Genomic DNA, 23,613 nt, shown 5'->3' with positions numbered 1-23,613 from the left:
CGGTTCTTTTGCATTGTTCCAAGGAATTAAAATCGGTGCTTAGAAACGATTATGATAAAAAATGGAGAAGGACTATGACTTACTAGAGGAGAATCTCCCCAATTGGATTGGAGAGATTCCCGTTGTTGTTGTATTTATTATTCCAAATAGCCTTGGGCAAGTTTCATTAGGGTTTCTTTGCTTACTTTATTTATGTCACCACGTAAAGTATAGGCGTATTTCACCTTTTTGTCTGGGCTCTCGTATACCCATTTCAGCTCGTGCGTCTGCGAAGGAGCAAATTCTGTATGCAGCATTTCTACTCCCTTCACTTGAATCTTCTCCTGCTTAAATTCAACCTTTTCGTCAATATACATTGTAGGGTCGCTCTTTCCACTCAGATTAGTGATATCAACCCCGATTTCATCTTCGCCATTTTTATACGTAGCAAAGAGAAGGAAAAACTGATCTGTCATTTCAACCGGCATCATGGCATATCCCTGATTGGATTCTTCCGCCTGCTTTCTCAGTTTTTCTGCCATTTTCTTTTTTTCTTCCGAAGAAGGAGGATTCACTTCCTGAGCATTTTTAAAGATTACGTCCGCCTTCTGGAATGTATAAATTCCATTGATGTTGTCTGCGATCTTAATGGATTGATCCGTAATCTTATCACGCAATTGAGATGAATCGTGGAAGATAGTCAACTTTGTTCCAAGATCTGTTTGATGATTCGGGTTATTGGCAACCAAATAGAACAGCCCAGCTTCCCCGTTCTTTAGCACCTTTTCCTTCAGTTCAAAAAATGCCTTGAACCGCGCTGCCTCATCTTTCGATTCTGTTTTTTCGTAATCTTTCGTAGATTTCGTTTCATATACGACTTTGCCATCCTTATTGGTCAAAGAATGATATTGAACTGCCGCATAACCCGTGGAGGCCATTAACATCATCCCTACACACGCAGTCAGAACAACTTTATATTTCATAAAAAACCTCTCCTTTTCTTTTGGCTTAGCATGTATTATTCTCATTACTTTTCCTGTCAAGTCGGCGTCAGGAATGCTCGCGTCATCAAACAGTTTTTTCAAATCCCGATCCCTGTCCATATTCATACACTCCCACTCCCTTCACTTGAGCATAATACTTTCGAAATTTTGCAGATGTACGTTCGTACCTTTTACGAAGGCTGGCGCTGTTTTTACCGAGAATCAATCCGATCTCCTGATAGCTTTTATCCTCGACACAACGTAAGATTAACAAATTACGCTCTTCCGCCGATAATTTTGCCATGGCCTGATGTACGGATTCATCAAAATAGTTGGCTTCAATATGCAAATCGACTTCATTATTTTCTTTATCATCCTGGTAAAAGAAAGGCAAATATTTAACCAACTTTCGCTTACGGATGATGTCTATACATTGATGGTAGGCAATCTTGTATATCCAGGCGCCAAAATCGATCTGATATTGGGTATATTTTTTCAAGGTGCGGAAGGTCTTCAAAAATACCTCCTGTGCGTTCTCCTCGGCTTCGGCATAATTGCCCAGCATGTGATAACAGTAGAGAAAAATCGGTTTTTGATAAATCTCCATGATTTTCTCGAATTGTTCTGTGTTCCCATCCAACACATCTGCAATGATCTGATTTAACTCCGTATCATTCAAGCTGTCTCCCCCCTTTCACTCTATACAACGAAGAGCTCGACCCAAAATGTGACAGCAATAAAGATCATTACAATCTAAATCGAGCTTCGCAAGGAGCTTGTGTGGCCCTTTTCCGTTGGAATGTTTGTCCTTTTTTCGCCATAAAAATATCCCCTCCAAGTGTCACTCGAACCTCCATGATAACATGCAGGTTTTTTCGAGTGTCTACTTGAAGGGGATAATACCAAACAAGATCAACCTTTAGTTTTTATCTTAACCATTTTTTGAATCAATCGTGTATAAACCATCGGAATCTGAGAAGTGGCATTTGCAACAAGTTGATGTGTTTGGTCTATATTTACACTTCAACTTCTCCGATCATTTGCTGTTCGATTTGTTTCATCTCATAAAAATAGCCTTTTTGCCCCATCAACTCCGAATAGGACCCCGTTTCGACTACCCTGCCTTGGTCCATGACCACAATCTGGTCCATCTCTTCTAATCCGGTTAGCCGATGACAAATCAGGAGAAGCGTATCATTAGCCGCCTGTGCGTAGAGATGCTTCAATACGTGATGCTCTGTCACATAATCCAGCGATGAAGTTGGTTCGTCCAGAAGCCATACCCGTCCTTTGCGGAGCATCGCTCGCGCCATAGCCAACCTCTGCTTCTCGCCGTCTGACAGATTCTCCCCTTTTTCATACACCATATCGGTCAACGATGTATCGGGCAGCTGCATTTTAGCTAGCACATCCAACAATTGTTCGTCAGCGTGTTCTTCTCCATTCAGCAGCAGGTTGTCCCGAATCGTTCCCCGGAAGAAATGACTTTGCTGAAATACCACATTAGCCGTTTGCCAAATGCTCGTCTCGTCCAGTTCCTTCACCGAAATACCGTTTAATCGTATCTCGCCAGCCGTTGGTGTTCGCAGTTTGAGCAGCAATTCGATATTTGTTGATTTTCCTGACCCACTCGGCCCGACTATTGCCGTTTTGGAGCCAGGTGAAATGTGCAGGGACATATCCCTGAGTGCCGGTCTCCACTCCCCTTCATATTGAAATGTAACATTGGATAGTTCCATCGTAACAGCATGATTAACAGGCAATGTGCCACTTGGTTGCGAAGACTGCTCATCAAAAGTCTGAACTGTTTCCGTCAGTCGTTTGGCTGCGTGTTCGCTATCCTCTTTATACGCGGGTAATGTGGCCATAGCCGCCGCTTCTTCAAATACGGTTTGTGATGCCATAACCAACATGGCAAGAAATACGCCTGCAAGCGCTCCTTCCATAATTAAATAGGCGCCGAGCGTCAGCACTCCCCAGGAAACGAGAAATGTAACAAAAGTGTGCATCGATTGCCCGCGCAGCAAGTGCCCGGCTGCTCGTTGCTGTTCAGTTGCCAATACAGCGGAAGCATGCTGAAGCTGCTCCTCCCGCTGTGCCAATTGACCATATACTTTCAAATCCCGGAAACCGTACAACACTTCGGTAACTTCCGTGGACAGCTGCGCCCTCTGCTCACGAACGCGTCCATGTGTTCTCCGCTGCCCGAGTAACACAATTCCCGGTACAACGAATGCCGTTACCAGCATACCTATTACAAACAAAACGGCAATCCAGATCGAAAAGGTAGAAGTAAACAGCACCGTAGCCAAAAATACCATGACGACCATGATCGGAGGATAAGCGACTCGCAAAAAATAATTTTGCAAACTTTCCACATCCCCAACGATCCGCGCAAGCAGATCCCCGCTTCGATTTTTGTTCAATATACCAGGCGTTAAAGGAATAAGCTTGGCGAAAAAGGATGTACGTAAACGGCTAAGCATGGAGAAAGTCGCCCGGTGAGAATACAAGCGTTCTCCATAACGACTCGCCGCCCGAAGCAGACCCAGCAGTTTGACCATGGAGGTGAGTACAATTAAAGTATAAAGCGGTGGCGCAAATACCGTTTGCGAAATCAGATACCCGCTCGCAGAAAAGAGTGCCACACCGGCTATGCCGGCAATAAATCCACCCAAAATCGAAAGAATGATATCCTTGCGCTCCTGAATCATCGCCTTTGACAGAACAGCCAGTTCATTCATGAGGATATCCCCCCTTTCCGCTCTACATCAATCATCTCGGCATACTGAGGCAGGCGCTCCAGAAGCTCGTCATGTCGTCCCGAGTCCACCAACACTCCATTGTCCATAAACAAAATCTTGTCGGCTTGTTGAATCGTATATAATCGGTGAGCCACCGTAATCATCGTAGCCGTTTTTGCCAGTTTGGCTATGGAGCGTTGCAGTACCCGCTCGGTGTGCAAATCCAGTCCAACTGTGGGTTCATCAAACAAAATGATAGCAGGACGCTTCAAAAAAGCGCGTGCTAAGGCAAGCCGCTGCTTTTCCCCACCAGACAGTCCCCGGCCTCCTTCACCAACAAAGGTATCAAATCCATGCTCTAATTGGGCTGTAAGCGCAGCAAGTCCGGCTTCCTCCCCCGCCCGCTCAATTTCAGCTCTGGAGATGTTTCCACCAGCACCAATCGCAATATTTTCAGAAAATGTGCCTGCAAAAATATACGGATGCTGTGTAATGTAGCTAACATGTTCGAACCATTCGGTTTCATCGTATTGCGAGAGTGGACTTCCATTCACCAGAAGCGTACCCGATTCTGGTTTCAGCAGACCGGCAATGAGATGTAGCAAAGTCGTTTTGCCGGAACCGCTTTTGCCAACAATGGCAATGTGTTCTCCTGGACTAAGCTGGATCCGCCCCGTCTTAAGCTCGAAAGAATCTGGAGCATACTGAAACCGAAGTTGGTCAATTACGATAGACGGTGGTATTAAAAGGTCTCCAGAATGGGCAAGTTCCAGTTTGCTTATTCTGTCGGTCCTATCCCCGACCTTATCTATGCTGTCGATCTCGTCGATTCCATCGGTTGTTAATGCTCCTTCAATGCCATTAGCGTCCCTGCTCTCCCCTGCCGTTTCCTCAAGCATCTGTTCCACCTTACGAACCGCACCCATACTTGTCCGGCCGCTGTGAAAGGCTGTTCCCGTATTCTTTAACAGGTTGTAAAACTCGGGAACGAGCAGCAAAACGAAAAAGGCAGTGTGGAACGTCATAGCTTTGAAAACAAGCAACTGGATGGCCAGTTCGAGAGCCACAATACCAATGCTTAGCATCACGATTGATTCCAGCATGAATGTATTCGTAAACGCAATCTTCAAAATACCCATCGTGGCATCACGATAACCCAAGCTACTGCGTTCAATCTCCTGTTGCTGACGGTGAGCCCGTCCAAATATTTTCAATGTCACCAGTCCTTGAAGAGAGTCCAGAAACGTCCCTGAAAACTCAGCCAGTTGCGCATATTTTTCTTCGGATTTGTTCTTCGTTTTCAGCCCTACCAAAATCATGAACAGCGGGATGAACGGAGCAGTAAACAATAGAATGAACCCCGTGTTGGCATGTTGGATAAATGTAACGACCAAAATCAGAACCGGGATGATAGCAGCTTCCATCATACGCGGCATGTATTGACTGAAATAACTATCAGCCTCATCCACAGCATCCAGAGCAATACTGACCTTCCCTCCCGTCTGTCCACTAAGGGTTGAAGGCATGGAAGCATGGGTCAAGTTTTGCAGCACGGCTGCGCGCATATTTGTCTTGGCAGCAGCTGCCATATGCAAGCCAACAATACCGTTTCCATAAGACAATAGTGTGCGTACAGCCATAATAGCCAGAAGTATACCGAGCAACAGGATAACCGATGAAAATGAAGCTCTCTCCACAAAAATCCGTTGGACTGCTTCAGCAAGCAGTCCAGCCTGACTCACAATAGCTATACCAAGCCCGAGCGAAATGATTGCGAGGAGAGCCATGTTTTTCCTTTGTGAAGACATTTGTTGAGAAATCAAACTGGATTTCCTCTTCACAGATCACACCTCCTTTATATATAGGCTTGTAGGGAAACCTCAAACATGCCGTAATGGATTAATCAGCTTTATTTTTTCCCTTTTACATAATCCGCATCAAACAGGAAGAGTCTGAAGACCAGAATAAGGGATGGGATCAACAGGCATAGACCGCCGATAAACACAATAACTAATGCTAAGCCCATTGCCGGTGAAGTTGCACTGCTCTGAATCGTGATATACGGATCAAGAATATAAGGGTATTGCCCAATTCCATAAGCGAAAAAGGCACAGAAAAATTGCAACATGACGCATATAAAAGCTAATCCGTAACGGCGTCCGTTATATAATAGCCACATCGCGATCATGAAGAAAGCAACGGAAAGTGCCAGCAACCACCATAAATCCATCATATTTTGAAAATGCCGCTCATTGTGTTGACCCAAATAGATAAATGCTGTAAGTGCGAGGATTATCGTCGGTGTGCTCCAAAACAGGGCGTAGTTGCGCATCAGCTTCAACGCGGAATGATCCTCTGCCCGAGAAGCGTAAAATGTCAGAAATGAGCCGCTAATGAACAAAACGGACACAATTGCCAGTCCAACGATACTCCACGATAACGGATTGGTGAACAGCGCCCAGTAATCCAGAGAAACCGTCTCCCCCTGCTTCACGATAAAGCTGCCTTCAGACAAAGTTAGCGCCACTGACAACGATGCTGGAATAAGCAAACCTGTAGCTCCGTACAAAAAAAGATATACTATGTTTTTCTTGGAACCGTAATTTTCAAAAGCATAGAATGAACCGCGAATCGCAAGAAGAATCAATGCAATGCTTCCCGGAACAAGTAGCGCGGAGCCATAATAATAGGCTGTGTCCGGAAAAAAACCGACGATGCCAATGTAGAAAAAGATAAAAAATACATTTGTAATTTCCCAAACGGGTGATAAATAACGCGAAATCAGACGATTAATGAGATGATCCTGCTTCGTTAAACGGGCATAAAAGGCGAAGAAGCCCGCTCCGAAATCAATGGAAGCTATAATTAAATAGCCGTACAAAAACAGCCAGAGCACCGAGATGCCAATCAATTCGTAACTCATCATTCAGTGCCCCCCTTTTCCGTAGATTGATTAGGATGATCCTTCATCCATTTCTCCATCTCAGCTTCTGCCGGATTATTGTTGAACAAGCGTCTTAGCACGATTACACACATACTGCCGAGAACGATGTACAAGAGCAATAAGGCGAAGAATATAATTCTTACATTCGGTGAAGACGTGGCCGCCTCCTCAACACGCATATATCCACGGATAATCCACGGCTGTCGGCCAACCTCTGCATAAAACCAGCCCAGCTCAACAGCCAGAAAAGCGAGGGGGGCGCTCAGTGCGATGATGCGAAGCATCCACTTGTTAAGCTCATTACGCTTTTTCCAGAACACAAACAGAAAATATAGGAACGAAATCGCGAGCAGAGTAAATCCGATTCCGACCATTAAATCAAACAGATAATGAACGAGAAGTGGTGGCCATTCTTCCTTGGGGAATTCCTCGAGCCCCGTCACCTCTGCATTAAAGTCTCCAAAGGCCAGGAAGCTGAGCAGCTTCGGAAGATGAAGAGCCCCTAGAACTTCATGCTCTGCATTCAGCCATCCCAATAGAACCAAATCCACACTGCTACTCGTCTCAAAATGCCACTCTGCCGCTGCAAGCTTCTCTGGTTGATGCTCGGCCAAAAACTTGGCGGACACATCACCGGCTAACGTGTTCAGCAAACCGAATAGTAAAACGACCGCCATCATGAGATTTAAAGATTTTTTGTGGTATGCGGACACACCTTTTCTCAGCATCGCGAAGGCTGCAATCCCGGCTAACAAGGCAGCTCCTGTTAAATAGGCCGAGCTTAATACATGGAACACTTTGGAGAACGTCGCCGTATTCAGCATCGCTTGCACCGGGTTAATCGCTGTGAATTGGCCTGCTTCCATGACAAAGCCTTCAGGCTGGTTCATGAATCCGTTCACCGTCGTAATAAAAACGGCAGACATGCCTGCCCCGGCGACAATCGGTATCGTCAGCAGCCAATGGGTATATGGATTTTTGAACCGATCCCACGTATACAAATAAATGCCCAGGAAGATAGCCTCGAAAAAGAACGCGAACACCTCCATGAATAACGGAAGTGCAATGACATTCCCAGCCAGTTTCATAAAATTCGGCCATACCAGGGCCAGCTGTAGTGAAATCGCTGTACCGGTCACAACACCAACCGCCACAGAAATGACAAATCCTCGAGACCACCTCTTTGCCATAAGTGTATAATGGGGGTCTTTCTTCCGGATCCCGATGAACTCTGCTATAGCGATCATTAGCGGTATACCGACGCCAATCGTCGCAAAAATAACGTGGAACCCGAGAGTCAAGCCTGTCACTAGCCTGCTCCATAGCACCGTATCAATTGCCATTCTTTACTGCTCCCTTCAAAACTCTGTTCATTTTTCGTCTTAAGTTGATACTTATGATTAGGCCCGCTAACTGTAGGCTGCATTCAATATCAGGTTTAGCAAGGCTCAGCGACATCGTTTCCTGTTCGTTTTAGTATGACATTCCTCGTTCTTTGCTATGTAAAAAGAGAAATATTTCACAAAGCAAGAGTTGGCGAACCTGATTTACCTGTTACTGAGCAGTCAAATTAATAACGTGGCCTAATAATTAAAGTTATCTTATCTTAAATTTTAAGTATTTCAATCATCGACATCTCTTAATCCCTAAACGTTCAAGAAAGGGACAAATCTTTCTAACAACTCAGTGAATAACACAAAAAGCACCCGAAGGAGCTATTGATTGATTAGCGTATATGTGATGTCACAAGTTTCCTCCTACTTCGATGCTAACAAAAAAACGAAATTTTCTCATTTTAAGCCGTAATATACCCCCTTTTTGCAACAAAAAAACACTGACTTAAATCATCAGTGTTTTTGAATTCAAGCTAATTTCATCTTCGTCATGACAAATCTTGAACTGCCACCATCATTTAGTACGACCGTAGAAAAAAGAATACCCATCTGACTTCCCGAGTTTAGTCGTCTCCGTTCCGTCCACTAGCTTGACCGCTTTCAGCAACGATACAATTTGCGTATTCATTAGCTTTGCATCAAATTTGTCCATCTCTCTGTTGTCACTATCCACGAGCAGATAGTCGGGCATTGGAATGAATCCAATCACCGGTATCCCTGCTTCAAATAAGGGCTGACTCTCTCCAAACTCAAACTTGTTATGTCCACGCAATAATACAGTACGTGTGCTATCTGTCTTTTCAATAGCCTTCAGCCAAATGGCTGCCATCATTTCATTGCCTGCATACGTATATTCTGTACTTATTTGTCCAGTTGGACCATAGTGACCCGTATCATCGTCCTTCCACTCCATGCTGCCTAAATGCTCAACCGTAATTCCAGCTACAGCTTTTAAATGGCCATTCTTGCCATCCCAGAGCTCTCGATGCCCCTCCATCCAGGTGGAAGTTGCCTGAGAGGACCCTTTGAACTCCGGTAATCTAAAATGCCCTGTCACAAAAGCGAAAATCATCGTACGTTCCGGCTGCTCCTGCTGTAAGTAACGAATCATAGACAGCATACCCACAGCGCCATTCTCCTCCACTACATTTATCCCATCCGTATGGGTATTTACGATAATCGCTTCGTCTTTATTCTTACCGTCAATCTTCACATAAAAGGATTCTGTTGGGGCATCTTTTTGTATTTCCGCTTCTAAAATAACCGTACCTTCTTTATGCTCTTGAGCTGCGCTGATCACCTTTTTCCCTTCCGTTTCATTAACCCAGATTGCAGGGATTCCTGCATAATCGGTGGTAAAAGGCACATATTGCTCTTCAACCTTATCGTCAGATACCCCTTTCCAGACTAAAACAACAGCTTTTACGCCCATTTCCGTCGCTTGCTCCAATTTAGCTTCTTTTAAAGCTGTAGTGAGGACCAGATCGCCTTCATTTGGGGCAATTTGGTTGTCCATTGGAGATGAAGCCCGCATATTCATAACGATCCCACTTGGAAAATTTCTAAAATTCTCAATTTCAATGACAGCAATTTTTCCACTGGCCTGGCCATATTCACCACGCTTCGTATACACCAGCTCCCCTGTCACACCTTTTTCGTCAGTTTCCCCGGAATAGGGAAAAGCTGAAGAGACATGAATTGCCTGCTGATCAATCATTAAAGCACTGTTCTTTTCTTCCCATCGGTCAAAAGTATAGCGATCACGATATACTTGCAGCCCCATATCCGTTACCTGCTGCTCCAGCCAAGCAATAAACTGATTGTGACCCTCAGAGCCGGTTGTACGGCTTCCAAAAGAATTCATTACTTCAATATCTTTCAGCATCATTGCTGCAGAATCCAATTTACGTTCATCGATCGTCATAGCCGCATCAGCTGATAATGCCACAGGTGTTGTAATAGGTTTTGCATAGATTCCAATCCCCCAAAGTGCAGTAACGATAAGTGCAGTAATGCTGAATAACACTTTACGAACGGCTAGAAACGGAGTGACTCTTTTGCTCCCCGATTGCCCAAAGAGTCCTCTACATATGCCCGCTACGATCAGCAGCAGGATAGAAAGCGCAAGCAGCCAAAATTCTCTTGTTAGTAAGAATAGCCCTTCTGCCACCATCACACTAATAAAAACCACATGTACCTTCTCACGTTTCTTTAAGAGTAAAAAAGAGATGCCTAAATCTGCTAACAAAAAGATAATGGTCACGATCGAGATTACCGTTTCTTTGCCAATGAATACCGTAGCACAGAGTGCTAGGATCAAAAGCAGCACCGCTGACAATCGTCTATATAAGATTTCTAACATGACGCCCTCCCATTTTAACTAACGATTATTTTGACATTACATTTGTAATGCCTTATGGTTTTAGCATATTGAAAAGACTCATGAAAAACAATGAAACGAACATCAGAATGTACAAACGGAGGGAAAATGTCATCTCAAATCATGAATTATACAGTCCAAATACCTCTCAGCATCGTTCCAATAAAGAAACTAACCGTTTGACAAGAGAAGCCATCTGCACGGCATTAGTCTTCTTGATCCAGGAACAGTCTTTTAGTAAAATCACCATCACCGATATTGTGAAACGCGCAGGGGTTTCTCGAACGGCCTATTACAACAACTATTCCTCCAAGCAAGAGATCCTGGTGGATTTGGTCGATTCGCTTATTTTCGAAATTAATCAAAAACTCTTACCTTACACCAATGAATTAACAGGCAAAGCTAAAGAACCTCAAAAATTTATCAAAGTGCTTTTTGAAGTAATTTTTCAGCAGCGGAACATCTACAAAGCACTTCAAAGTGCAAAATTTGATCATGTAATTCTGGATTGCTTGAATGAAATGATGCTTTCTACTGCTCATGACAAAAGCGACGAGAATGTGTACCGAATATACTTTAAAGCAGGGGCCCTCTATAATGTTCTCCTTAAATGGATACAATCAGACTTTGCAAAATCCATTGACGAAATGACCAAAATTTGTCTTGAGGTATACCATACTCCAATGTCCCAGGAATAAGGTTTAAAAATCGTGTTTATAAATAAAAAAACAAAGAAACCACGGAACCAAGTTCGGCTCCGCAGTTTAATTATCAACCCTACTATTGAATTTGAATTTGTTTCATGTACTCTTTGAATGCCTCAGCGATTTCTTTATATTTTGTATGATGCAGATAATGTGAACCTTCCATTGGGATCATTTTGCCCTGTGCGGATTGTTTGACTTGCTCCTCATGCAGCGGAATCCACTGTTTATTGTGCTCGTTATTCGATTGAACGAAGAGAAGCAACGGCAAGTCATTTGGCATTGTGATTTTTTCTCCATTTTTGAAATTGGAACCGAGGTGGCTCAGTTCATTCATCAACGTTGGATTGGTCGCGACTTGATTCGAAATCAAACGCATTTGTTCTTTGGTATGCTCATCGAATGCAAGCGATTCATACGGATCTCCGCTCACTTTTTGGACCAATCTCATTAGACCTGATTTTTGAAGAAATTGCATGGCTTTCAAAGGTAATTTGACATCCATTCCGGGTTGATTGGGAACGCTGCTATCGATGCCGACAAAAGCAAGAACTTCATCCGGATATGTGTTCACATAGGTCGCTCCGTAAAGTCCCGCGATGGAATGTCCCATTAGAATGTAACGGTCTACACCCAGCTGCTGCAAAGCTTCGTGAACCTCACTTACTATATTTTCCGTAGTTCTTTCCTTCTCGGTTTCATCGCTCAAACCATAACCAAAAGGCTCGACCACTACGACTTTATAATTAGGGGTAATTTCATCGATCAGTAATTTGAAATCAAGAGCAGGCGTAGGGGTTCCTTGTCCCGGTAGGAGTACAACGGTTTGTTCTCCGCTGCCTTGAATAAGCACATTCATCTTTTTCCCATCCACATTAACATACTGGCCATACGATTCGATTTTCTTTTTCTCTACCCCGTCGCTGATTGCATCAACGATAAAAACGATGCCCATGAACAACACGAGCGCCCCTACAATACCTCCGATTATTTTTAACCATAGGTTCCGTTTCTTGTGGCTCTTAGTCCCAGTTGTTTTTATTTCCACCTTATTTGCCACGTTCATCTCTTCCCTTCCTTGTCCCTGTATCTGAAGTGCCGCCTTGACGACATATTCAAAGTGTAATCAATCAAGATGTACTCTTCGTGACGACAATATGAACGGAATATGAACAAGCCAAATAAGAGGTTTTAGATCAACATCAAATCGGAAATGAAATAATGTTCTTGTCCTTTACTCAAAAAGCAGCGCCTCTCATTTAGAGGATCGCTGCTTTTTATTGTTTACTTCATTTAATTATGTGTAGGTTCTCACTATTATATTATTTTTCAGCACAAATCATGAACAACGGTGTTGACCGGTTTAAGACTTGCTGTTTCTCATCCAGTACTTTGGCGTTCAAATTCTCTTCAGCAAAAATAGTGGTGAATCCTTCTTCCTTGAGAGTCCGTATATCCCATTCGGGACGCCACTCTCTGGTCAGTGGCAATACAAGACTCAGACGGTCTGTCTCCTCTATGTCCTTATGATGCGGGAGCTCACCAAAGCCCTTATCTACATAGACTTTCTGATCCTCTACTCGCTTTTGCTGCATCTCTTCGTCCCAGAGATGGCGATTCCAGTTGGCATCAAAAACCAGTAGCCGTCCCCCAGGCTTAAGTACTCTTTTCCACTCTTTGTAAGCTGACTGCGGATCGGTAAGGCTCCAGGTAACATTGCGGCACACGATCAGATCGAAACTCTCCGCAACAAAGTCAAGCTTGTGCGAATCCATCTTGCGGAAGGTAACGGTGACACCCTCCCGACTGGAGTGGGAACGTGCTTCTTCCAGCATATTGTCGGTACAATCGATCGCAGTAACCAGATGCCCGGCACTTGAGAGAATCACAGAGAAGAAGCCAGGCCCGCAGCCAATATCTAGAACCTGCAATCTTTCCTTCTGTGGTGCGTTAGCGAGGATAAGCTTCAGCCAGGCCTCCCGCTGGAATCCGTTCAGTTCCTTCTGAATGCCTTCGCTGTACAGCTCAGCTTCGCCTTCCCAATACATTTCCACCTCTTGTTGTATACCCATTTATCATTCACTCCTTCTTGGCAAGTATCATGAACCGGTTTACATTCTGGTAACCGTATTTCAAATAATCTAGCGGCATCGCACGGGCAGGGATAAAGTTTCGGTGAACATCTATGGTTCGGAACCCGGCCTGTTTCAGCGCTGTCTCGTCAGCTTCAGGCCGTAATACATTAACAAATGGCAACTCGCTTAGCAGGTTTTTATCTTGACTGCTTCGCTGGCGGATTCTTTGTTCTGTGAGCAGAATCAGCGTCCAGGACAAAGCATACCAAAGTTTACGGAATACAGTCTTGCTCTCTTTATACAAATAGTTGCCGTCAAAAATAATCAGAGTCCCGCCCGGTTTTAGAATCCGGTACCATTCAGCATAAGCCCTCTGTGGATCAGGAAGCGTCCATACTACATCCCTGCAGACCACTGCATCAAAGCTATTCTCTAGCTCCATATGCAAGTCGGCAGCATCAGCGACATAAGCTGGAACTTTGTATCCATAACTCTCAAAATTTCGTGAAGCTCTATCTATCATTCCCTGAGAGGCATCCACCGCTGTAGGCAGATGACCCATCTGTGATAAGAGTATGGAGAAAAAGCCAGGTCCTGTTCCCACATCCATCACCTTTTGCTGGGGAGTTGTTCCCAACCCTTTAATAAGCAGTTGTTTCCAGAGGTTTATAGTTTTTTTACTGCGGAATTGAGTCTGTATGACTTTGTCATAACTCTCCGAGCTTGATGTCCAGTATTTCGAAATCTCTTTTAACATCATTTTTCTCCTATGTCGAGTAGATTCCAGAAGACCGGCATAAAGGTGGAGTACCCCGGTTTAAATCCAGTCACTCTATTATTTACTGCCAAGATATCGTCAGGGAAATAAATAGCTGCAAACATAGCCTCCTGATACAATTTGGAAAAAATGGAGTCATATGCGGTCTGACGTTCCTGAATATCGGTTGTTCCTACTGCTGTGTCAATTTGAGATTCTAGTGCAGGATCAGACCATACCACAGCAGATGCATCAGCTGTTTTATGAAATAAGGAGAGCAAGAATGCATGCGGATTATAGGCATCGTCATAAGTCCGGTACATAATTAGATCATAGGCTTTGCTTGTCCATAAGGCATCGTAATAGGCATTCGGCTCAAGAACCTGAAGATTCACTCTAATGCCAATCTCCTTTAACTCAGACTGAACCAGTTCACTGATGGACTTCCATTCGGGATACTCAGCCTGCTGCAGCACGAAATTAAGCTCAAGCTGCGCTCCGTCCTTCTGTACCATTCCATCTCCGTCCGAATCCGTGTAACCGGCAGTTGCTAGCAGCTGCTTCGCTTCCAGCGGATCGAAGCCGTACCAAGTATTATTGGACTCCGTCACATAAGGAACCGTCAACGGGAACAGACCTTGGGCTTCACTGCCGATACCGTCCATAAGATCATCGACAATGCTTTTTTTATTAATTGCCAAATTGATAGCTTTGCGCACATTCAGATCTTGAAGTGCGGGCGTTTTGTAGTTAAAGATCATAAAATGAGAGTTTGTTCCTTGTGCTTTTTGCAAGGTCAGTGAAGAATCCGCTTCAATCACTGGCACGCTTTCGACCGGAATCTTTCCCATTTGTCCCCCGGCAATGTCAACATCTCCAGCTTGCAGCGCTAGTACTCTGGACTGTGGATCAGGGATTACCTTTAAAATAATTTTCGACAGCTTCGGCATTTCTCCCCAATAATTCGGATTTCTGACGAGTACGGCTTCCTGATCTGTTTTGTAGCTCTCAGCCATCCATGCGCCAGTTCCAATCGCTTTGATGAATTTACCCGTAATATCTCCTGCGGGTTCCACAGCGGAAGGGCTGATAATTCGGACCGGTCTTGCAAAGGATAACTCGGTTAAGAAGGGATAATACGCTTTGTTGAATGTCATTGTAATCGTATGTTCGTCCACAACAACAAGGGATTGCATCGCAGTCGCCACATTTAACGAATTGGCTGGATCCTTAATCCAGCGTTCGAAGGAGAATTTAACCGCATCAGCATTAAACTCCGTACCGTCAGAGAATTTGACGTCATGGCGAAGATGGAACGTATATACTTTCCCATCTTCTGAAATATCCCAAGACTCCGCAAGCGACGGCAGTATTTCGCCTTTTTCACTATACTCCACTAATCCCTCATATATCATCGCGTGCACATTCATCGAACCATCATAGGCACCGGCATCCAATCGGTCTATACCGGCATCGGACGATATAGCAACAGTGACTGTCTTGTCCTGAGCTTCAGATCCTTGTGCAGCTTCATTATTGGCGGTATTATTGGCTCTAGCCGTAGAATTGCTGTTATTACTGTTACCGCAACCTGATATCACCATAACTACCACAAGAAGCATAAAGAATAACGATTTTGATAATAGGCTTTTTGTCTTAAGGTTCGTTCTCATTCTTGGTACATCCTTTCTCTACTTAACATCATAGGAATGGCTGGGTTGCCACTCTGTGCCCAGTCTCTTCTTCCTTAAGCGGGGGTCCTGCACGGGTACCGAAGAGAGTAATGTTCTTGTATAAGGGTGGTCTGCTTGCTGCAACATAGTTGCACCTGATTGCTTCTCTACTATTTCCCCTTGACACATTACTGCCACACTGTCGCAAAAACGATTTACAACTGACAAGTCATGTGTAATGAATACATAGGATAATCCCAGCTCATGCTTCAACTCCTGCAGCAGATCCATCATTTGCTTTCGCAGGGTGACATCGAGACTCGAGAAAGGTTCATCACAGATAATCAGCTCCGGCCGCAAGGAGATCGCTCGTGCAATTCCGACCCTTTGCTGCTGTCCGCCGCTGAGTTCATGCGGATAGCGGTGAATATGCCGCCGTTCAAGTCCCACAAGCTCAAGTGTGTCTGCTACCGTGGCCCTGCGGGCTCCAGCCTTCCTCTCTCCATAGTTTCGAAGAGGCTCCCCGATAATCTGCTCTACCGTAAACAACGGATTAAATGAAGCCAGACTGTTCTGAAACACCATCTGCATCTTCCTGCGGATCATGCGCATTTCGCTGAAGCTCCAGTCCGTATAATCCTCGTTCCGGTACATAACTCTTCCGGAGGATGGTTTCTCCAGTCCCAGAAGAAGTCTGGCCAAAGTGCTCTTACCACAGCCACTTTCCCCCACTAATCCAAGGGTTTCGCCGCTCTCCAGACTGAGAGACAGGTTGTTGACGGCATGAACACTTCTGGCATTACGTGTGAACCACCCCCTTTCCATCCCATATTTCTTGTTCAGGCTTACCGCTTCCAATAACTTCAAGATCACCACGTCCCTGAAAAATGTAATATTACTGTTGTTATCTGCACTCCATTAAGTATTGAGTATAGGAATGCATGGGATTAGAAAAGAGTTCAAACACATTGCCTGATTCCACAATCTTCCCGGACTTCATCACATATACATAATCTGCAAGCTCCGCAACAACGCCAAGATCATGGGTAATTAATAGGATGCCGACATTGTTCGTCCATCTGATTCGGTCTAGCTCTTTAAGAATCTGGGCTTGAATGGTTACATCCAATGCCGTTGTAGGCTCATCTGCAATTAGCAATTGTGCACCGGATACCAGTGCGATGGCGATCATTACTCTTTGACACATACCACCGCTAATTTGAAAAGGATATTTATTGAAAAGCAATTCAGGATCGCTGAGCCCTGCTTGCTCCATCTGCCTCATGGCAAGCAGCTTTGCTTCTTTTCCCGATATACGCTTGTGCAGTTTAATCATCTCCATGATCTGCCTGCCAATAGTAAGTACCGGATTCAGCGCGTTCATAGGATCTTGAAAGATAACAGCCATTTCTGTTCCCCGAAGCTTCTGTAACTGACGGCTGGAGCACTCACGTAGATTGTTACCCTTAAGCCAGATTTCTCCACTTTCAACTATACCTGGAGAATCTAATAATCCTAATATGGACATTGCCGTAACACTTTTACCGCTGCCGCTCTCGCCTACAAGTGCGACAATCTGCCGGGATTTCACCTCGATACTGACATCATCAACTGCCGTAACTTTATAACTGCCTGTGTGAAAGCAGGTGCGTAAATGACTGACCTTCAGCAGTGGAGACTCTACCATCATGTTCTGGCCCCCCACTTTACTACAGAATCGAAAACACGCTCTGGTTGTCGCAAGCCTTCTCCCAACAGATTAAAGCCCAGAACCGCCAGCATGATCATCATTCCCGGAAATAGCATCAACCGTGGCTCCGTTTGAATATAGGCACGGCTGTCGTTCAGCATTACTCCCCATTCCGGTGTAGGCGGCTGAGCTCCCAAACCCAGAAAGGACAAACCCGCAATGGAGAGCATAATCGTACCCACTTCCATAGATGCAAGAACCAGAATAGGCCGGGCTGCGTTCAGCAGAATATGCCTGGGAATAATTTGTAAATGAGAAGTGCCTGACGCTTTGGCCGCTGTAATATATTCACTTTCCTTGATTTGAAGGACCATGCTGCGTATCACTCTGGCATATCCCGTCCACCAGACAGCAGCAAATGCGATTAGCAAATTCTTCATACTGGGACCTAGCATGGCTGTAATCGCAAGGGATAGGATTAAGCTGGGAAAGGCTAGCAATATATCTATGATCCGCATAATCAAATGATCGATCTTGCCGCCAGCGTAACCAGCCAGTAAACCAACAGGGATGCTAATCGCAAAAACAACGATCAACACCATAAACGAATAATTCAGGGTGGTTCGGGTCCCATAGATTAATCGGGATAAGACACAGCGTCCCAGATGATCCGTACCAAGCGGGTATTGCCAGGAAGGCATAGCCAGTTTGTGTTCCATGTGAATCTGCAGCGGATCGGAAGGTGAAAGCCATGGGGCAAAGAGTCCAACGCATATGAACAAAAGTACTATGCCCGCTCCTAACCTTGATCCCTTATTCTTAAATAAGCTAATACGAAATATGACAATCCGCTCCTTCTAAATCGTCACCGCAGCTTGATTCGCGGATCCAGCAGCAGATGTAATAAATCCACTGTCAAGTTAATCAGGACAACGACAACAGCCATCCATAATACGTAACCCTGAATGACAATATAGTCTTTCGCAAAAATCGCCTCAATGGCATACTTACCGATTCCCGGCCAAGAAAATATAGTTTCAACAATAACGGAACCGCCCAATAGCCCCGCTATGTTAACTCCAAGGAGGGTAAGACTCGGAAGAAGCGCATTACGAAGTGCATGCCAAATGATTATTCTCCATTCCTGCAGCCCCTTAGCTCTAGCTGCTGTGATGTACCGCTTGCCCAAAACGTCTAGAAGACTGGAACGAATCAAGCGGATGTAGACTCCTGCCATTCCAAATCCTAGTGTGAGGGCAGGTAGAATGACACTGGATACCCCATCCATTCCCATCACAGGAAATAGCTTAAACTTCACCGCACCATAATAAATTAGGAGCAGACTTAGCCAGTATCCCGGCATTGAAACACTGAGCAGTGCACATACTCTTCCCAGTCGATCAAGCAATTTACCCGGATATAGTGCAGATCCCACTCCTATAGGCAAGGCAATAAGAATAGCGGACAATACGGAACAGGCACTGAGCAGTATAGTTGCCGGAAAGCGACTCATTAGCTCTGTGAATACTGGACGACCGCTGCTGTAAGATAGGCCTAAATCGAGATGGGACACCCGGCTCAACCAATGAAAATATTGCTTATGTACAGGACCATCCAGACCAAGTGCATGTCTGGTCACCTCAATAGCTTCCTGCGTGGGTTTAATGCCGTCAGCACGCAGCATGATCTCCGCTGGATCACCTGGCGTTAAGTGCATCAGCGCAAAGGTAATGCAAGAGATACCGAGCAGCACGGGGATGAGCTGCAATAAGCGTTGCAACAAGTATCGATTGATGGCATTCAACTCCAAGATCTTAATCGTAATAATTACGATTATAGCATAATCTTTTTAAATTAATAGTCTTAATTTGATTTATTTCATGTAGGACATAAAAAAATCAACCCATATTAAATGAGTTGATCTTTAAACATTTGGCCTCTGCACAGTCGCAACTTTTTTTTGCAATAATATTGTCAAATCCTTAATAATCATGTCATTATAAGTAGGTTCATATTAAAAATAACAATAAAGGAAGTGTGTATTTGAATCGGTTCAATTTAGTCCTCATCTATGTTTTATCCATCATGATAGCTTTTCTTTTAGGAATTTACGTGGCCCCTAGCGTTGAAACACGCTTGAATGGGCAGAATGTGGCAAGTAATCCCGTTATCGAAGAAATACCACCTAGTACCGCAGATAAAGCTGCTATTGCTGCTGAATCCAACACTACTGGGTCCAATTCTATTGAATCAGATCCTACTGAATCAGATCCTACTGAATCTTCACTTTCCCCGGAAGCCGTTGTCTTGGAAGATATGCCTTCGGACGATGATACCGGACCCGCCGGTGATGAAGCTGAAGATCTGCCAGCAGCAGATACCCCATCCGGGCAAGGGATTGGTGCGCCATTAGAATTCAAGTATAGTACGAACTCTGCCGATGCTGTTAAGCTGACCTGGGAAGCTGACAACTTAACCGGTAAAAGGATCAATTATTACACAGCCCACATCAGCACGTTTAATCCAGTAGGCGATCCTTCCAATGATCAGCTGAACGGCAAGAGCAGCTTTTCGCTTAAATATGTGGGGCCGGTTGAGCCCAATGATACTTTATTTATTTTCAGTGATTTTACATATCAGAATACAATACATACGATTATTATTGACCAGCTCACACTTCAATATGATGATGGTACTATCGAGACCTTCGACTATGGTTACGAAACTACCGATGATAGCGGCCTATAATCCATATGATTTGCAGCCCTGGTGCGAACCAGAGCTTTTTGCGAGGCACAATGAACTAATGGTAATGTAAAAAACGAAGAGCGGCCTGGAATCCGGCGCTCTTCGTTTTTTACTGTTATTGTTACTGCCATTCAGTTTAGCGGATGACCGTTACCTTGATCGTATCACTGGCAGTTACTCCCGCCGCGTTGACCAGCTCCGCCCGATATTCGTACACACCGGCAGAGCGTCCGCTGATGGTGGTTGCTGCACTTTGCGCCGAAGGTGTATGGGCATTCAGCGGCTGTGAGTCGATGAGCTCCCCGTTTTCATACAGTCGGTACTCTGTAGCGTTAGTTCCCCACCAAAGATTCATCGACACCTTATAGGTGCCATCTCCGTCCCAGTTATCTTCGGACAGAATCGGCTTGCCCGGCGCAGAGTCACTTATGGTGACCGTAAGCGAATCGATCTTGGTCGTGCCATATTTGTTGGTTAACTCCGCAGTGTATACATAAGTGCCGTTCACCTTGCCATGAAGCTCTGTGCTTGCCGTCTGGGCAGCCGGCGATACATCCTTCAGTGTCTTAGAATCAATCAGTGTGCCGTTCTCATAGAGTTTGTAGCTCGTGCCGTTATTACCCCACCATAGGTTCATGGTGACCGTATAGTTACCATCACTAAGTCCATTAGCATAGCTGCTGTTGGAGGAAAGATCAGCCTGTCCTGGCTTACCAGTCGCAATCACCTGGCCGCCAATAACCTGGAAAGTATAGCTCTTTTCAGTCGTATTGCTGGCCGCATCCTGCACGGTGTATTTCACGGTGTGGGAGCCGGCGCCTAAATCGGCGGCGCTCAGGGTCTGGCCCTCGGCAATCGTTTTCCCATCTAATAGAAGCTGTTTCGAGGTGACACCTGACAATATATCGTCAGCAGTCAATTCAAAGTAAAGCTGCGCTCCTTCTTCTACATCTCTCACCTCATGGCCGGATTCCTTCAGTTCGGCAACCGGTGGAGACGTATCAATATTGAGGTTCAACGTCTTGGGATCTTCCGATTTGCCTTTTCCCGGCACAGCATGGTATGTCAATGTATGCCGCCCGTCTTCCTTCAGGTCCACAGGTGTACTGTACTCAGCTTCATTGTTGCCGTTAAGCGAGTAATAAACATTAGCTGTATCTGTATTCGCCTTCAGGGTAACGGTGACCGGCTGGTTAAACCAGCCGGAAGCATTAGGCTCGGCAGACAGCGTCGCCGTTGTCACCGGAGCCCCCTCTTCTTCTGCTGCGGCGAAGTCATCGAGGCTTCTCGGCTTGAGCTGGTAGATGCCTTTAAAAATTGCGGCAACACCTGTGATATTAAGTTTTTGTCCCTCAGTATAAGGGAAGATATCCTTAGTAATGCCTGTCCGGGCATCCACGCGCACATGATTGCTTGTCCCGTCGGCGTTAACTGCGTCGAATTCAAAGGAGCCGCTTGGCGTAGCGTTGATAATGTTCGCCACTGTCACACCGTTCAGTTGAACCAATTGGCCTTGGTTGACATCATTCACCATGTTCGCCGTAATCGGCTGCGGCAGTGCCGCCGTGCCCGTCTTTGCAATTTGTACTGCTTCGGTCAGCTCCAGCTCTGTGTTGTACAGTGCGGTGGACGCTGTTACCTTGACCTTATCGCCCACGTGGAAGCCGCTCTGACTCTGGAAGACATAAACCCCACCGGTTCCATCTTGGAGATAGAAGGACTGTCCGCCAAAGATACCCGGCTCGGTCGTCACGGTCCCCTCCACCGTTACCAGTGATCCGGCTGCCTTAGCCCGGGAATCGCCGATAGAGATTGTAGCCGGTATGGGATCTTCCTCAGCCGGAAGCGGTTCAGCAGGAACATTGCCCAGCGTCACCGATTCAGTCTTGAGGTTTGTACTGTTCTGACGGAGGCGCAGATTGGATGCAGCTGTGGTGCCCGGCTTGATCTGGATCGTCAGGTCCTTGTAGGCATGACCGTTCAGATCAGTCGTCAGATTGAATGAGGAGCTATAGCCGTAGCTGCTTGGCCAGGTGCCGTCGCTGTTCTGAATCTTGGCGATTTGGGCGCCGCTGCTTACCTGGTAGACACCTACCTGGAAGCCGGAAACGCTTGTGCCTGCTGGAAGATTATCTGCACTCACCCGAATCTGAAAATTCTGTGCATTTGGCAGCACAGCCTGGTGCGTGAAGTTATAAACCGCACTTGCAGTGGCTGCTGGTCCGCCGTAGGAGCCTGCTTTGAAGGTGCTGCGATCATACCATTTGTAGCCAGCATTTGGTTGAGCCCAAGGCTCCGGTTGCGGCTCAGTGGACAGCGCTGGCTCCTCGAATGGCAGCAGTGCTGTCGGCTGATCTAGCATCAGGCCATTCACCTGGGTGAAATCCGTATAGCTCTCCTGCTCAGCGAGCCAGTTGACGGTGTTAACCAGCAGTGTGGCATCGTCCACTTCCTTGAAGCCATCGTAAGTTGTTTTCTTGGCGCCGGTATCTTCGCGCAGGTATTTCGGTGTTGCATCCTCTACAGGAGATGAGTCACCGATGAAGGCTGCCTTGCCGGCGCCTTTTTTCGCAACTGCCACATAAGGACCTTCTGCCACACCGCCGCCGTTATAGACCCCCTGGTCTACGGCATTGGCCCAGGCAGCATTGGTTTGCGGCAGGTAGACGATACCTTTCGCACGGGCTGGGTCTAGAATGGCCAGCGTGGAACCGGCATGCATAGCTACCGCCGATACGCCCGTTGTAATGCCGAAGGCTTGATCGGGAGCCACGATGTTGGTTGCGTTAATGTCGCCAAGCGCATTGTAGCGGAAACGGACACCGAACTCGTCCGCCAGCCAGTCAGAGCTAACCACACCCTGCATGGCTGCAGAAGCGACCTCATCGGCATTCATGCCTTTGGCTGGATTGTCCCACGCTCCACGGCGGTAGCCGTTGAAAGCTTCAGAACCATCCCAGCGGTTTTTGTTGCGGTCGGCGTTATAATGGTCGCCGATGAAGAAAATACTGCCGCCATCCTCCACATATTCCGCCATCGCAAGCTGCTCGCTTGCTTTGTAGGGCACGTTGGATTCGGCGACGATGTAGACATCATAATCGGAAAGATCACTCAAAGTAATTGGAGTCGTCTTGCGGAGTTCTTTGACATAATAGCCTTCCTGGGCAAGGGCATTCCCAAAGTCTGAAAAAGCGCCGTCAATCACCCAATCGGCTGCTCCCGCAGTCTGCTCATGGGTGTTGTCAAACAGGATCTTCTGGCCTGCATGCTCATTGACCACTTTGGCCTCAATGTACGGTGCAGGATCGTTTGGTCCTTCTGCGAATACCGCCGAACCGGCTCCGAACGTGAACAGCTGAAGTGGTACGGCCACCGCCACAGCTAGAGTGCTGTTCATCAGCCTCTTTTTCCAAACTGAATTCTTCTCCTTCATACCCTTCCTCCTCAAGAAATAGTCCGGTGAGTAATTACCATAAATACCCACCTGCTTGACATCTACTATCCTATCTCAAAACAATTAAAAAAAAGATAGATTTATGTAA

The 23,613-nt window shown here is 45.8% G+C and carries 18 protein-coding genes; 2 read left to right on the top strand and 16 right to left on the bottom strand.

Features of this window, described 5'->3' with window-relative positions:
• Window positions 1-137 precede the first annotated feature (137 nt).
• The 7 genes from NYE72_RS15965 to NYE72_RS15935 form a co-directional block, all read right to left on the bottom strand.
• On the bottom strand, window positions 138-962 hold the full coding sequence (locus tag NYE72_RS15965; RefSeq protein WP_076099132.1) for a hypothetical protein: 825 nt from the start codon (window positions 960-962) through the stop codon (window positions 138-140).
• Window positions 963-1,047: 85 nt separating this feature from the next.
• The gene (locus tag NYE72_RS15960; protein ID WP_076099133.1) at window positions 1,048-1,641 is read right to left on the bottom strand and encodes a sigma-70 family RNA polymerase sigma factor; all 594 of its coding nucleotides are present in this window, start codon (window positions 1,639-1,641) and stop codon (window positions 1,048-1,050) included.
• 337 nt (window positions 1,642-1,978) lie between these two features.
• Window positions 1,979-3,706: a thiol reductant ABC exporter subunit CydC gene (gene cydC, locus NYE72_RS15955; protein ID WP_076099134.1), complete on the bottom strand. Its 1,728-nt coding sequence runs from the start codon at window positions 3,704-3,706 to the stop codon at window positions 1,979-1,981.
• Window positions 3,703-5,547: a thiol reductant ABC exporter subunit CydD gene (gene cydD, locus NYE72_RS15950; protein ID WP_076099135.1), complete on the bottom strand. Its 1,845-nt coding sequence runs from the start codon at window positions 5,545-5,547 to the stop codon at window positions 3,703-3,705. The genes cydC and cydD overlap by 4 nt, the downstream gene beginning before the upstream one ends.
• Before the next feature lie 68 nt (window positions 5,548-5,615).
• Window positions 5,616-6,632, bottom strand: a complete 1,017-nt coding sequence (locus NYE72_RS15945; RefSeq protein WP_036677093.1) for a cytochrome d ubiquinol oxidase subunit II — start codon at window positions 6,630-6,632, stop codon at window positions 5,616-5,618.
• Window positions 6,629-7,993 (bottom strand): cytochrome ubiquinol oxidase subunit I, encoded by a 1,365-nt coding sequence (locus NYE72_RS15940; protein ID WP_076099136.1) that lies wholly within the window; start codon window positions 7,991-7,993, stop codon window positions 6,629-6,631. The genes NYE72_RS15945 and NYE72_RS15940 overlap by 4 nt, the downstream gene beginning before the upstream one ends.
• 565 nt (window positions 7,994-8,558) lie before the next feature.
• Window positions 8,559-10,406 (bottom strand): hypothetical protein, encoded by a 1,848-nt coding sequence (locus NYE72_RS15935; RefSeq protein ID WP_076099137.1) that lies wholly within the window; start codon window positions 10,404-10,406, stop codon window positions 8,559-8,561.
• Window positions 10,407-10,486: 80 nt separating this feature from the next.
• Between NYE72_RS15935 and NYE72_RS15930 the strand changes: the two genes are divergently transcribed.
• Window positions 10,487-11,122, top strand: a complete 636-nt coding sequence (locus NYE72_RS15930) for a TetR/AcrR family transcriptional regulator (protein ID WP_212592203.1) — start codon at window positions 10,487-10,489, stop codon at window positions 11,120-11,122.
• Between the two features lie 82 nt (window positions 11,123-11,204).
• On the opposite strand, the gene NYE72_RS15925 is transcribed toward NYE72_RS15930, so the two are convergent.
• From NYE72_RS15925 to nikB, 8 genes are all read right to left on the bottom strand, one after another.
• A complete protein-coding gene (locus tag NYE72_RS15925) occupies window positions 11,205-12,194 on the bottom strand; it encodes an alpha/beta hydrolase (protein WP_076099138.1) in 990 nt (329 codons plus the stop codon).
• A gap of 256 nt (window positions 12,195-12,450) precedes the next feature.
• The gene (locus NYE72_RS15920) at window positions 12,451-13,200 is read right to left on the bottom strand and encodes a class I SAM-dependent methyltransferase (RefSeq protein ID WP_076099139.1); all 750 of its coding nucleotides are present in this window, start codon (window positions 13,198-13,200) and stop codon (window positions 12,451-12,453) included.
• 7 nt (window positions 13,201-13,207) lie between these two features.
• On the bottom strand, window positions 13,208-13,963 hold the full coding sequence (locus tag NYE72_RS15915) for a class I SAM-dependent methyltransferase (RefSeq protein WP_256717829.1): 756 nt from the start codon (window positions 13,961-13,963) through the stop codon (window positions 13,208-13,210).
• A complete protein-coding gene (locus NYE72_RS15910) occupies window positions 13,960-15,633 on the bottom strand; it encodes a nickel ABC transporter substrate-binding protein (protein WP_076099141.1) in 1,674 nt (557 codons plus the stop codon). The genes NYE72_RS15915 and NYE72_RS15910 overlap by 4 nt, the downstream gene beginning before the upstream one ends.
• A gap of 18 nt (window positions 15,634-15,651) precedes the next feature.
• Window positions 15,652-16,500 carry an ATP-binding cassette domain-containing protein gene (locus NYE72_RS15905; RefSeq protein ID WP_076099142.1) on the bottom strand — a complete coding sequence of 283 codons (849 nt, stop codon included), beginning with the start codon at window positions 16,498-16,500 and terminating at the stop codon, window positions 15,652-15,654.
• 37 nt (window positions 16,501-16,537) lie between these two features.
• A complete protein-coding gene (locus NYE72_RS15900) occupies window positions 16,538-17,323 on the bottom strand; it encodes an ABC transporter ATP-binding protein (RefSeq protein ID WP_076099143.1) in 786 nt (261 codons plus the stop codon).
• Window positions 17,320-18,156: a nickel transporter permease gene (gene nikC / locus NYE72_RS15895; RefSeq protein WP_141118477.1), complete on the bottom strand. Its 837-nt coding sequence runs from the start codon at window positions 18,154-18,156 to the stop codon at window positions 17,320-17,322. Before nikC ends, NYE72_RS15900 begins: the two co-directional genes overlap by 4 nt.
• 32 nt (window positions 18,157-18,188) lie before the next feature.
• On the bottom strand, window positions 18,189-19,127 hold the full coding sequence (nikB, locus tag NYE72_RS15890) for a nickel ABC transporter permease (protein ID WP_339209980.1): 939 nt from the start codon (window positions 19,125-19,127) through the stop codon (window positions 18,189-18,191).
• A gap of 239 nt (window positions 19,128-19,366) precedes the next feature.
• Between nikB and NYE72_RS15885 the strand changes: the two genes are divergently transcribed.
• Window positions 19,367-20,071 carry a hypothetical protein gene (locus NYE72_RS15885; RefSeq protein WP_076099145.1) on the top strand — a complete coding sequence of 235 codons (705 nt, stop codon included), beginning with the start codon at window positions 19,367-19,369 and terminating at the stop codon, window positions 20,069-20,071.
• 136 nt (window positions 20,072-20,207) lie between these two features.
• On the opposite strand, the gene NYE72_RS15880 is transcribed toward NYE72_RS15885, so the two are convergent.
• On the bottom strand, window positions 20,208-23,504 hold the full coding sequence (locus tag NYE72_RS15880) for a chitinase N-terminal domain-containing protein (RefSeq protein WP_076099146.1): 3,297 nt from the start codon (window positions 23,502-23,504) through the stop codon (window positions 20,208-20,210).
• Between the last annotated feature and the right edge of the window lie 109 nt (window positions 23,505-23,613).

This window comes from Paenibacillus sp. FSL L8-0333 (assembly GCF_037965665.1).
GTDB classification, from domain to species: domain Bacteria; phylum Bacillota; class Bacilli; order Paenibacillales; family Paenibacillaceae; genus Paenibacillus_AQ; species Paenibacillus_AQ odorifer.
The sequence above is the reverse complement of the archived record's forward strand: the minus strand, read 5'-3'. Positions and strand labels throughout refer to the sequence as shown.